Consider the following 12133-nt stretch of genomic DNA (forward strand, 5'->3'; position numbering starts at 1 on the left):
GTCGGACCCGCCCGAAACGGACCTACAGGCCACTTCCCGTACGGTTCGACCCCTCTCGGGACCAAAGTCCCACCACTGGCGCCCTGAACGTCCCGAATGAACACCTATCGGTGTCACTATCCCGGTTAGTACCCCTCAAAAGGCCTGTGCGCCTTGTCACGGCGCACCCGCCCCCGATGCGACCTGGGTCACGCGAATCAGGGCCTTCAGAACCCCGTCCCCGACTACGGTGTGCAGGAGTTGGACTTGTTCGGACGACGTTCGGGGGACGTACGTGGAACCGGCTCTCATCGGCACCCGTCTCGCATCGGCGGCGATCGGCCCGCTCCTGCGAAAACTCCTGGTCAAGGACGGTCCGGGGGCCGGTCTCACCGGCGCACGCAAGCCGATCAGGCTCTCCCGGCTCGTCTCCTTCCGGGGTGAGCAGCGGACGCTGGGCGAGCGGGACGTCCGGAAACTGGCCGCGACCCTCGTCGAGCGCGCCGCCACCGGCCCCGGGGAGCCTCCGTTCCCCGCCGACGAGACCGAGGCGCTCACCGACACCCTGGCCGCGACGCTCCTCGCCCTCGGCGACCTGGACATGGACGACGTGCAGGCGGTGAGCCTCGGCGCCCCGGCCCTCGCCCGCGCCCTGCGCGCGGCGGCCCCGGCCCCGGACGGCCTGTCGACGGACTCCGTCCTGTTCCTCGACTCGCTCACCTCGTGGGCCTGCCTGCACATCCTGGAGTTCTTCACCCAGCGGTCCACGTTCGTGGCCCGCTCACTCGTCGAGCAGACCCGCGGCCAGGCGGAGCTGACGGCCAAGGTCGACGAGGTGATCCGCCGTACGCCACGGGTGGACGCGCGGGACGCGGAGTTCGAGCGCCGCTACCGGGCGTACGTGGCGAAGAAGCACGGCAGCCTCACCATCTACGGGGTCGACCTGCGGGACGCGCCGGAGAGGTGGCCCCTGGACGTGGCGTACCTGTCACTGGAGGCGACGGCGGCGGACTTCGCCCTGCGGGCCGAGGCTGGAAGGTGGCCAGTCGCCCCGGTCGGGGAGGGCGCAGACCACCCGGCCGGGACAGCGGGCGCCTTCACCTCCGCCCTGGCGGCGTCCCGCGCCGTCCGGCCCGGAGGCGCCCCCTATACGTGGGTGGTGGGCACGCGCCCGCAGGACATGGGCGGCCGCGCCGACCTCGCACTCGCCCGGCACGACAAGGTGCTGCTCCGTGGCCTCGCCGGCTCCGGCAAGACGACCCTCGTCCAGTGGCTGGCGGTCTCCGCCGCACGGGACGCGCAGCCCGACGCCATGGCGTACCTCCGCGACCGCATCCCCTTCGTCCTCCCCCTCCGTACCCTCACCCGCCACGGAGAGCGGCTCCCCTCCCCCGACCGCTTCCTCTCCGCCGTCGGCTGCCCGCTCTCCCCGCCCGAGGGCTGGGCCGACCGAGTCCTGGGCGCCGGCCGCGGCCTCGTCCTCGTCGACGGCATCGACGAGATCCCCGAGGTCGAACGCGACCGCGCCCGCCGCTGGCTCCGCGAGCTCCTCGACTCCTACGAGGGCAACCGCTGGCTGGTGACCTCCCGCCCCACCGCCGTACGGGACGACTGGCTGGGTTCCGACGGCTTCGCCGAGCTCACCCTCTCTCCCATGTCCACCGCCGAGGTCACCACCTTCGTCCGCCGCTGGCACCAGGCCGCCGGACCGGAGGCCGCGCCGTACGAGCAGCCCCTCCTCGACGCCCTGCGGACCACCTCCGACGTCGCCCAGCTCGCCACCAACCCCCTGATGTGCGGTCTGATCTGCGCCCTGCACCGCGGCCGCCGCGGCTTCCTGCCCCGCGGCCGCAAGGCGCTGTACGACGCGGCGCTCTCCATGCTCCTCTCCCGCCGGGACCGCGAACGGGACATGGGCATGCCGTACGGGGTCGAGCTGGGCGAGGCCCCCCAGATCCAGCTGATCCAGCGGATCGCCTACTGGCTCACACTCAACGGCCGGACGACGATGGACCGCCCGCACGCGGCCTCGGTCGTACGGGAGGCGGCGCCCGCGATCACGGAGGCGGCCGGGGTCGACCCCGACGCGATCTTCCTGCATCTCCTCCACCGCAGCGGCCTGCTGCGCGAGCCGACCGCGGACACGGTCGACTTCGTGCACCGCACCTTCCAGGACTACCTCGCGGCGAAGGCCCTGGTGGACCGCTGGGACATCGGCGTCCTGGTCCGGCACGCGGCGGACGACCAGTGGGAGGACGTCATCCGCATGGCCGTCGGCCACGCCCGCCCGCGCGAATGCGCCGAGATCTTCGAGGAGTTGCTGAAGGCGTCGGACGCGGCACCGGACCGCCGTACGCAACTGCGGATCCTGGTCGTGGCGGCGACGGCGCTCGACCACGCGACGGAGGTGTCCCCGGATGTCCGGGCACGTGTCCGGGCGCGGACGAGGCAGGTGATCCCGCCGCGCGGCCCGGCGGAGGCGCGCGAACTGGCGTCGGTGGGACGCACCGTCCTGGACCTCCTGCCGGGCCCCGAGGCGCTGACCGACCAGCAGGCCCTGGACGTGGTGACCACCGCCACCCACATCACGGACGACGCCGCGCTGCCGTACCTCGCCCGGTTCACCCGGCACCCGACCCTGGCGGTCCGATCCCAGCTGATGTGGGGGTGGACCCGGTTCGACACCACCCGGTACGCCGAGGAGATCATCGCCCTGCTCGACCCTTCCGAACTCGACTTCACGATCACCTCCGACGCCCAGGCCACCGAGATCGCCCGGCTCGGACTGCGCCCCAGAAGCCTCGACATCCGCCCCGGCGTCTCCGACCACGGGACGGCCCTGCTCCGGGAACTGATCGACGCGTCGTGGAATCTGCGGCTTCCCGGGCCCCTCGCCCGGGTCCTGGAGTCGCTCCCCGCCGAGAACGAACTGGCGACCCTCGCCTTGAACGAGTACCCCGACGGGGGGTTCGGCGTGCTCCGCCGGCTGAGCGGTCTCAAGGTCCTCACGGTCGAACGGGTCGCCGGGATGAGCGAGGAGGACTGGCAGGCTGTCGCCGGCCTGGACGGCCTCTCGTTCGTCTCCCTGCCGGCGGTGGGCCTGCGGACCGTCCCCGATGCCGTACGGATGCCGGGGGTCGAGATGGTGTACCTGTTCTGCGACCGCTCCGCCGCCCCGCTGGACGCCGTCGCCCGCACCTTCCCCGGTCTGCGGCGACTGCGGCTGCTGGGCAGCGTCGGCGGACTGGTCCACGACCTCACACCGCTGGCGGCCCTGGAGCGGCTCGAATCCGTCAACAGCCTCGGCGCGACGTTCGCCGGCGCCGAAAACCTGCCGTCCGAGGTGGTTGTTCACGTAGGAGCGGACGCCGCGGGCCCCCCGCCGGTACGTTCACGATCATGACGGAGATAGAACTCGCCGACGCCATCGAATCCGTACGCGATCAACTCGTCGACGCCGCCACCCGCGCCACCGGGAAGGCCGTCGCCTTCGAAGTGGGAGACATCGAGATGGAGTTCACGATCGAGCTGCGCAAGGAGGTGAAGGGCGGGGCCAAGGTCAAGGCCTGGGTCGTCGAGGCCGGGGCCGACGCATCCCGGACCCGCGGCGACACCCACCGCGTCCACTTCACTCTCAAGCCCCGCAACGCCGCCACGGACGGCCCCTGGCTCGTCGGCAACGAGGACGCCGGCGACACCTCCGACTTCGGTGGCGGGCCGGGGCGTTGACCACCACGTTCCCACGCGGTTCGTTGCGGGCCGCCGTCGTCGTCCGTTCCGAGCCGCACGAAACACAGGGCAGCGGAGTCCTGCTCACCACCGAGACCGTTCTCACCAGCGCCCATGTCCTGCGGAACGCCCACTCGGCCTGGGTGTCCTTGCCCGGCCGCGGCAAGTCCGTCCTCTGCCAGGTGGTCTGGTCGGACCAGCGGCTCGACGCGGCGCTCCTCCAGGCCCGCGAGAGCCTGATCGGCAGGCGGGGCTACCGCACCCAGATCGGCCGGGTGGCCACCGACCGGCCCGTGCCCGGTTGCGAGATCCTCGGATTCCCGCGGGTCCAGCGGTACGGGGACGGCCGCAAGCTGGAGAGCGACCAGTACCGCGGCACCCTGCTCCCGCTCGCGGGGCTCATCCGCCGCACGATGGTCGTCGAACTCGACGCGACGCCGGCCACCGAGCCCAGCGACGGGAGCTCGCCGCTCGCCGGGCTCTCCGGCGGGCCCGTCTTCGCCGGTGCCGAGCTGCTCGGGATCGTGCGCGAGATACCGAGGGGCCGCGGCCACCGGCGGGTGGAGTGCGTGCCGCTCGAGGCCCTCGCCGCCGATCCCGGCTTCCTCGTCGCCTACACCCAGGCCACCGGCCACGGCTTCCCCTCGCTCGTTGCCCTCACCACGCACAGCTCCAGTGACGCGCCGTACGAGCAGGAGTACGGAGAGGCCGTCGCGGCCGCCTACCGCCGCACCCGGATCTTCGGCCTCGACGAACTCAGCCGGCGGGCCGCCGAGTGGGACCTGGACACCGCCTACCTCTCCCTGGAGGCCACCTCACGGGACCCGGACGCCACTCCTTTCCCCCAGCGCATCGACGACCTCCTCGCCTCCCGCCCCCGCGTCCTCCTGCGCGGGGACGCGGGCGCGGGCAAGACCACCCTCATCTGGTGGCTCGCCGCCCACGCCGCCGCCGGCACCCTCGGCCCGCGGCTCGCCGAGCTGAACGGCCTCGTGCCCTTCGTCGTCCCCCTTCGGGCCCTCCGCGCCCGGGGCGCCGCCCTACCCTCCCCCGCCGAACTCCCCGGGGCGGCGGGCCTGATGGTCGACGCCGCGCCGGACGGCTGGGCCGGGCGCGTCCTCGCCGCAGGCCGCGCGCTGCTTCTCGTCGACGGTCTCGACGAGGTGCCGCAGGAGGATCGCGAGGCCGTCCGTTCCTGGCTGTCGGGGCTCCTCGCCCGCTATCCCCGAATCCGCTGCGTGGCGGCCGTACGGCCGCTCGCCGTCGAGCTGGACTGGCTGGGCGCGGAGGACTTCGAGGAGCTCACCCTGCTCCCGCTACGGGACGAGGACATCGCGGCCTTCGTCACCGCCTGGCACGACGCCGCCCGGCTGGACGCCGACGACGAGCCGCTCGATGCGCTCGAACGCGACCTGCTCCAGCAGTTCCGCCACAACCCGGCCCTGGCCGACCTGGCCCGAACACCGCTGCTGTGCGCGGTGATCTGCGCTCTCCACCGCCTACGGGAGGGGTTCCTTCCGGAGACCCGCTGGGCGCTCTACGACTCCGCACTGAGGCTCATGCTCGGGAGCCGCGACGACCGGCGCCGGATCGACGCCCCCGACAGCATCCGGATGTCGGTGGAGGAGCACCAGCAGCTCCTCCAGCGGCTCGCGGCCTGGCTCGTCCGCGGCGGGCAGACGGAGTTCACCCGGGAGCAGGCGCTGCACCAGCTGAGCCGGACGCTGCCGGGGATGCCGCGGGTCGCGGCCCAGGGCACCGCGGAGGAGATCCTCACCCACCTCCTGAACCGCACCGGGCTTCTCCACGAACGGACCGACTCGGTCTTCCAGTTCGCCCACCGCACGTTCCAGGACTTCCTGGCGGCCAAGGAGTTCGTCGAGGACGACCTCGTACCCGAACTGCTGCGGCACGCGCGCGAGCAGCAGTGGCACGACGTCCTGCTCCTCGCCGCGGGCCACTGCTCGCGCCGTGACCTGCCCGTCCTGGTGGAGGGACTGCTGGCGGCCGGCTCGGGGAGCCGGAACAAGGACCTGAAGACGACCCTGTACGTGCTTGCGGCGCTCTGCGCCCAGCACGCGGCCTGGCTCTCGGAGGGGCTCCACGCGCGCGTGCGGAAGGCGGTCGCCTCGGTCCTGCGCGTGCAGAGCGGCACGCAGCTGAAGACGCTCGCCCGGCTGGGGGACTTCGTCCTGCCACTGTTGCCCCCTCCCGGTACCGAGAGAGGGGACGATCCGTTCGGGATGCTCAACCTGATCTGCGCGATCGGGGGCTCGGCCGCCCTGCCGTACGCCCGCTCCCACGCCGACGAGGCGCACACCGGCCTGCTGGCCCTCAGCTGGTCGAACTTCCCGGCGGAGGCGTTCGCCCGCGAGGTCCTGGCGCACCTTCCGCTCGACCGGATGGCGCTCTTCGTCAGGAACCGGGACCAGCTCGCCCAGCTGCCGCTGCTCAGGCACGCACCCGACGTCATCATCCAGGGTGACTTCTCCCTCGAGGAGGTGACGGCCGCGCTCCGCGACCACCCCCTGAGCGGGCTCACCTTCGCCGACAACCCGCAGCTGACGGATCTCTCCCCGCTGACGCCCTTCGCGGCCACCCTCGACGCCCTGGCGGTGCAGCGGTGCGCGGAACTGCGGAACCTCACGGCCCTGGGCCGTCTCGACCGGCTGGAGACGCTGCTGCTCGACGGCGTCCCCCTCGGGGCCGCCGAGCTGGAGGCGATCGGCGGGCTGCGGCTCCTGCGCGACCTCACCCTGCGGCCCCACCCGGACGTGCCGCGGCTGGACCTGACCCCGCTGCACTCCCTCACCGGGGTCAGAGTGCGGGTCGAGGGCCTCGCCAAGCGGCAGGTCCACGGCCGCAAACCGTTCGGCGACCGCCTCGTCCTGGAACCGTGACGGCGCTGCGGGCGCGAAAAGGGGCGGCCCCGGACTCTTCCGAGTCCGGGGCCGCCCCTGTCACACACGCTCCGGACGCTTACGCGTCCTTCGAGAGGTTCGGGCCCGCTCCGCCCGTCGCCTGCTCGATCGGCGGGACGTCCGGCAGGGCCGACTTCTCCTCGCCGCGGAAGGTGAACTTCTTCTCCTCACCCTCGCCCTCGGTGTCCACGACCACGATGTGGCCGGGACGCAGCTCGCCGAAGAGGATCTTCTCGGAGAGCGAGTCCTCGACCTCGCGCTGGATCGTCCGGCGCAGCGGCCGGGCGCCCATGACCGGGTCGTAACCCTTCTTGGCGAGCAGCTCCTTCGCGGACTGGGAGAGCTCGATGCCCATGTCCCGGTCCTTCAGGCGCTCGTCCACCCGGCTGATCATCAGGTCGACGATCTGCAGGATGTCGTCCTGGGTGAGCTGCGGGAAGACGATGATGTCGTCCACACGGTTCAGGAACTCCGGGCGGAAGTGCTGCTTCAGCTCGTCGCTGACCTTGGCCTTCATCCGCTCGTAGTTGGACTTCGTGTCGCCCTGGGCGGCGAAGCCCAGGTTGAAGCCCTTCGAGATGTCCCGGGTCCCGAGGTTGGTCGTCATGATGATGACCGTGTTCTTGAAGTCCACGACCCGGCCCTGGGAGTCGGTCAGACGACCGTCCTCCAGGATCTGGAGAAGGGAATTGAAGATATCGGGGTGGGCCTTCTCGACCTCGTCGAAGAGGACGACGGAGAACGGCTTGCGGCGCACCTTCTCGGTGAGCTGGCCGCCCTCTTCGTAGCCCACGTATCCGGGGGGAGAACCGAAGAGACGGGAAACCGTGTGCTTCTCGCTGAACTCCGACATGTCGAGGGAGATCATCGCGTCCTCGTCGCCGAAGAGGAATTCGGCGAGCGCCTTGGACAGCTCGGTCTTACCGACACCGGACGGGCCGGCGAAGATGAACGAGCCACCGGGACGCTTCGGGTCCTTCAGACCGGCACGCGTACGACGGATCGCCCGCGAGAGGCCGATGACGGCGTCCTTCTGGCCGATGACGCGCTTGTGGAGCTCGTCCTCCATGCGGAGCAGGCGGCTCGACTCCTCCTCGGTCAGCTTGAAGACCGGGATGCCGGTGGCGGTCGCGAGGACCTCGGCGATCAGCTCGCCGTCGACCTCGGCGACGACGTCCATGTCGCCGGCCTTCCACTCCTTCTCCCGCTTGGCCTTCGCCGCCAGCAGCTGCTTCTCCTTGTCGCGGAGAGACGCCGCCTTCTCGAAGTCCTGGGAGTCGATCGCGGACTCCTTGTCCCGGCGGACGCCGGCGATCTTCTCGTCGAACTCGCGGAGGTCCGGCGGCGCGGTCATCCGGCGGATGCGCATCCGGGATCCGGCCTCGTCGATCAGGTCGATCGCCTTGTCCGGCAGGAAGCGGTCCGAGATGTACCGGTCGGCCAGGGTCGCGGCCTGGACGAGGGCCTCGTCGGTGATGGAGACCCGGTGGTGCGCCTCGTACCGGTCACGCAGACCCTTGAGGATCTCGATCGTGTGCGGCAGCGACGGCTCGGCGACCTGGATGGGCTGGAAGCGGCGCTCGAGGGCCGCGTCCTTCTCCAGGTACTTGCGGTACTCGTCCAGCGTCGTCGCACCGATGGTCTGGAGCTCACCACGGGCCAGCATCGGCTTGAGGATGCTGGCGGCGTCGATCGCGCCCTCGGCGGCACCCGCACCCACCAGGGTGTGGAGCTCGTCGATGAACAGGATGATGTCGCCGCGGGTGCGGATCTCCTTGAGGACCTTCTTCAGGCGCTCCTCGAAGTCACCGCGGTAGCGGGAGCCGGCGACCAGCGCGCCGAGGTCCAGGGTGTAGAGGTGCTTGTCCTTGAGGGTCTCGGGCACCTCGCCCTTGACGATGGCCTGCGCCAGGCCCTCGACGACGGCGGTCTTGCCGACGCCGGGCTCGCCGATGAGAACCGGGTTGTTCTTCGTACGGCGGGACAGCACCTGCATGACCCGCTCGATCTCCTTCTCGCGCCCGATGACCGGGTCGAGCTTGGATTCGCGGGCCGCCTGGGTGAGGTTGCGGCCGAACTGGTCGAGGACCAGGGACGTCGAGGGGGTGCCCTCGGCAGGACCGCCGGCCGTGGCGGCTTCCTTGCCCTGGTAGCCGGAGAGCAGCTGGATGACCTGCTGCCGCACCCGGTTGAGATCGGCGCCCAGCTTCACGAGGACCTGGGCGGCGACGCCCTCGCCCTCGCGGATCAGGCCGAGCAGGATGTGCTCCGTGCCGATGTAGTTGTGGCCGAGCTGGAGGGCCTCGCGGAGCGACAGCTCCAGGACCTTCTTGGCACGCGGGGTGAAGGGGATGTGACCGGACGGAGCCTGCTGGCCCTGCCCGATGATCTCCTCAACCTGCTGGCGGACCGCCTCGAGCGAAATCCCGAGGCTCTCCAGGGCCTTAGCGGCGACACCCTCACCCTCGTGGATAAGGCCCAGGAGGATGTGCTCGGTGCCGATGTAGTTGTGGTTGAGCATCCGGGCTTCTTCCTGAGCCAGGACGACAACCCGCCGCGCGCGGTCGGTGAACCTCTCGAACATCGTTAATCGCTCCTCAGAGCGGTCAGTCAGTTAGGGGTCGATCCCCTCCCTGTCCTTCCGCAGCTTAGTCCCGCAAGCGGGGACCGCTCATTCCAACTGCCGACATCCGTCCGGATCACCCCCTTGTCCCTGGGGAGACCTGCTGCCGAACAGCCGACAAATGCTCCAACTCGATGGTGCGAGACGATGTTCCCGCAGGCCAAGCAGTTACCCGTGCCTTCAGTACGCCGATGGCGAACGTGAGACGCGAAAGCCCGCGAGTCGCCCCTCCTCACTAGGAATGTCTTACCCGTCCGCACTGACACTCCATGCGGCAGACCCCGGTTCCCTCCGCTACGGGCGAACATCCTCGCGCTGCCGAATGCACCCGTACGCCCCCATCACGGACACCGTGCGCAGTGGAACGACGACGCAGGGTCGCCGGCGGCGTAACCAAGGGAGCCCCGAGGGCGTTGCCCGGACATGCCCTCCACCGCACCGCGCGTGCCGCCGCCCCGCTCGCCGGTCGACGGCGGCCCGGCGCGCTGGTACGAGGAGGGACTCGGCTGGGCGACGGTGACCGGCCCGCCGGTGGGCCTGGTGACGGGTCTGCGCTTCGACGTCCTCGACATGCCCGCCGAGGCCGGCCGGGCGGTGCTGCTCCGGACGGGCCCGGGTGCCACCGGGCCGGTGGCCCTCACGGGGCGGAGGATGCGGCTACTGGTGGCCGAGGGAAGCGCGGAGGAGCTGCCGGGGCTGCTCGACTGGCTGGAGTGGGGCGGGATCGCGCTGGATCTCGTCGCCCTGGGCGCCGGCAGCCGGATGACCGCCCCTGTTCCCCCAGGATGGAGCGGTTCCGGCGCGCCGGGCGCCGCGGTGTGGCTGCGCGCCCCCGTGCCGGGCCGCGACGTGGAGCCGTCGCTGCCGGCCCTGCGGAGCGCGGAGCGGGGTGGTGCGGCCGCCCCCTGTCTCGTACGGCTCGTGGCCGCCGCCGCGGCGGAGTGCCATCGGGTACGGCTGCTGAGTGCGCGGTCCCGGGAAGGCCTTCCGGGGCGCCCCGGAGGGCGGCCGGTGGAGCGTTCCGCGAGGCCGGTCGCTCAGCAGCTGGCTCCTCAGCGGTTCGCGTCCTCGTAGGCCGCCTTGATCTCCGCCGGAACGCGACCGCGGTCGTTCACGTTGTAGCCGTTCTCCTTGGCCCACGCGCGGATCTTCGCGGTGTCCGGGCTGCCGCCGGCGGCGACCCGGCCCTTGCCGCGCGTACCGGCGCTGCGGCCACCGGTGCGCCGACCGCTCTTGGTGTACGGCTCGAGCAGGCCACGGAGCTTGTCCGCGTTGGCGGTGGTGAGGTCGATCTCGTAGGTCTTGCCGTCCAGCGCGAACGTCACGGTCTCGTCCGCCTCGACGCCGTCGAGGTCGTCGACAAGAAGGACCTGAACCTTCTGTGCCACCGGATTTCCTTTCATCGAAAATGCAGTACGCGGAAAGGAAACCGCTTTTCCCGGAAAAACACAAACCCCTGGGAGAGGTTCAGAAGCCCGGCAGTGCGGGAAACGTGCGCGATTCGGACATAGGGTTCCGCGCGCCCGTCAGGATCACAGATGCAGAAGCATCCGGCTGTTGCCCAAGGTGTTCGGCTTCACTCGTTCGAGACCCAGGAACTCGGCGACACCCTCGTCATAGGAACGCAGGAGCTCGCTGTACACATCTCCGTCGACCGGAGTCTCGCCGATCTCGACGAAGCCGTGCTTCGCGAAGAAGTCGACTTCGAAGGTCAGGCAGAATACGCGGCGCACCCCGAGCCAACGGGCGGTGTGCAGCAACTTGTCGAGCACGTGATGTCCGACACCGGCACCCTTGAACTCGGGATCGACGGCGAGAGTACGGACTTCGGCGAGGTCTTCCCACATCACGTGGAGTGCCCCGCAGCCGACGACGACGCCGTCCTCGTCGCGTTCGGCGACCCAGAACTCCTGGATGTCCTCGTAAAGCGTCACGTCGGCTTTGTCGAGCAGGATGCCCCGGCGGGCGTACGGGTCGACAAGGCGGCGTACGGCGGCGACGTCGCCGGTACGGGCGCGGCGGACGGTGACGGCTTTCGAGGCGGCGGGCGACGACGGCATGGGGGGACGTTATCGTCCGTCGCCCTCGGATTCCGAAGCAGCCTCTCCGGCGCCCGGAGGCGGCCCCCCGGCCGCGCCCTCGTCCGGCGTCCCACCTGCGCCCTCGCGGGCGCCCCCGGGCGCCGGGGCGGGGGGCTCGGGCACGGGCGCGGGGGCCTCGGGCAGGGTGGGACCGACGATTCGGATCGCGTCGGTGAGGGCTTCTCGCTGCGCGCTCGACATCATGCCGAAGAACGCGACAAGAGCGGCCGCCGGGTTGTCGCTCTGGGCCCACGCCTCGTTCATCAGCGCTGCCGAGTAGGCGGCCCGGGTGGAGACCGCGGTATATCGATAGGCGCGGCCGTCGACTTCCCTCCGTACCCAGCCCTTCTGATGGAGATTGTCCATTACCGTCATGACGGTGGTGTAGGCGATGGACCGTTCCTGCTGGAGATCCTCCAGGACTTCCCGGACGGTCACCGGACGGTTCCATTGCCAGACGCGTGTCATGACGGCGTCTTCCAGCTCTCCCAATTGGCGGGGCACACCGCCACCATAGTCGGCGAAGCGGGAATGGCCGGCTATTGACGGATGAAACGCAACAAAAAGGACGTACGACCTGAAAGCTGTCGTACGTCCTTCGGTGCGGGTGGCGCTACGGGGCGTTGCCGTCCGCCTGACGGGTGGCCTCGGCACGGGCGAGAGCGGCATCCACGGCCGCGTCTTCCTTGGCCTTGTTCGGGCCGCCCTGGCTCTTGACGATCGTGACGACGAGCGCCGTGAAGAACAGGGCCATCACGACGGGCGGCAGGAGCGCGGATACGTAGTCCATGCCGACCAGA

9 protein-coding genes are annotated in these 12133 nt (G+C 70.7%); 4 read left to right on the forward strand and 5 right to left on the reverse strand.

Annotation, left to right across the window (positions count from 1 at the left end):
* Positions 1 to 274: 274 nt before the first annotated feature.
* The 3 genes from ACF1G2_RS30935 to ACF1G2_RS30945 are packed head-to-tail and all read left to right on the forward strand — an operon-like array spanning position 275 to position 6608.
* Positions 275 to 3382: an NACHT domain-containing protein gene (locus ACF1G2_RS30935; RefSeq protein ID WP_391801469.1), complete on the forward strand. Its 3108-nt coding sequence runs from the start codon at positions 275 to 277 to the stop codon at positions 3380 to 3382.
* Complete coding sequence (locus tag ACF1G2_RS30940; RefSeq protein ID WP_391801470.1) at positions 3379 to 3708, forward strand: trypco2 family protein; 330 nt, start codon at positions 3379 to 3381, stop codon at positions 3706 to 3708. Before ACF1G2_RS30935 ends, ACF1G2_RS30940 begins: the two co-directional genes overlap by 4 nt.
* The gene (locus tag ACF1G2_RS30945; RefSeq protein ID WP_391801471.1) at positions 3705 to 6608 is read left to right on the forward strand and encodes an NACHT domain-containing protein; all 2904 of its coding nucleotides are present in this window, start codon (positions 3705 to 3707) and stop codon (positions 6606 to 6608) included. The genes ACF1G2_RS30940 and ACF1G2_RS30945 overlap by 4 nt, the downstream gene beginning before the upstream one ends.
* A gap of 79 nt (positions 6609 to 6687) precedes the next feature.
* Here ACF1G2_RS30945 and ACF1G2_RS30950 read toward each other — a convergent pair whose 3' ends face one another.
* Complete coding sequence (locus tag ACF1G2_RS30950; protein WP_352187788.1) at positions 6688 to 9213, reverse strand: ATP-dependent Clp protease ATP-binding subunit; 2526 nt, start codon at positions 9211 to 9213, stop codon at positions 6688 to 6690.
* A gap of 462 nt (positions 9214 to 9675) precedes the next feature.
* On the opposite strand from ACF1G2_RS30950, the gene ACF1G2_RS30955 reads away from it, so the two are divergent.
* Positions 9676 to 10326 (forward strand): SCO3374 family protein, encoded by a 651-nt coding sequence (locus ACF1G2_RS30955; protein WP_391801472.1) that lies wholly within the window; start codon positions 9676 to 9678, stop codon positions 10324 to 10326.
* Here ACF1G2_RS30955 and ACF1G2_RS30960 read toward each other — a convergent pair.
* The 4 genes from ACF1G2_RS30960 to ACF1G2_RS30975 form a co-directional block, all read right to left on the reverse strand.
* Entirely contained in the window at positions 10305 to 10640 is a 336-nt protein-coding gene (locus tag ACF1G2_RS30960; RefSeq protein ID WP_147979058.1) for an Lsr2 family protein, read from the reverse strand. The two genes, ACF1G2_RS30955 and ACF1G2_RS30960, sit on opposite strands and share 22 nt — an antisense overlap.
* Positions 10641 to 10784: 144 nt before the next feature.
* Entirely contained in the window at positions 10785 to 11312 is a 528-nt protein-coding gene (locus ACF1G2_RS30965) for an amino-acid N-acetyltransferase (protein ID WP_391801473.1), read from the reverse strand.
* A 9-nt stretch (positions 11313 to 11321) separates the two neighbouring features.
* Entirely contained in the window at positions 11322 to 11837 is a 516-nt protein-coding gene (locus ACF1G2_RS30970; protein WP_391801474.1) for a BlaI/MecI/CopY family transcriptional regulator, read from the reverse strand.
* A 109-nt stretch (positions 11838 to 11946) separates the two neighbouring features.
* Complete coding sequence (locus ACF1G2_RS30975; protein WP_352187784.1) at positions 11947 to 12123, reverse strand: hypothetical protein; 177 nt, start codon at positions 12121 to 12123, stop codon at positions 11947 to 11949.
* Positions 12124 to 12133: the final 10 nt, after the last annotated feature.

The organism is Streptomyces sp. NPDC013457, from assembly GCF_043089925.1.
Lineage (GTDB): Bacteria > Actinomycetota > Actinomycetes > Streptomycetales > Streptomycetaceae > Streptomyces.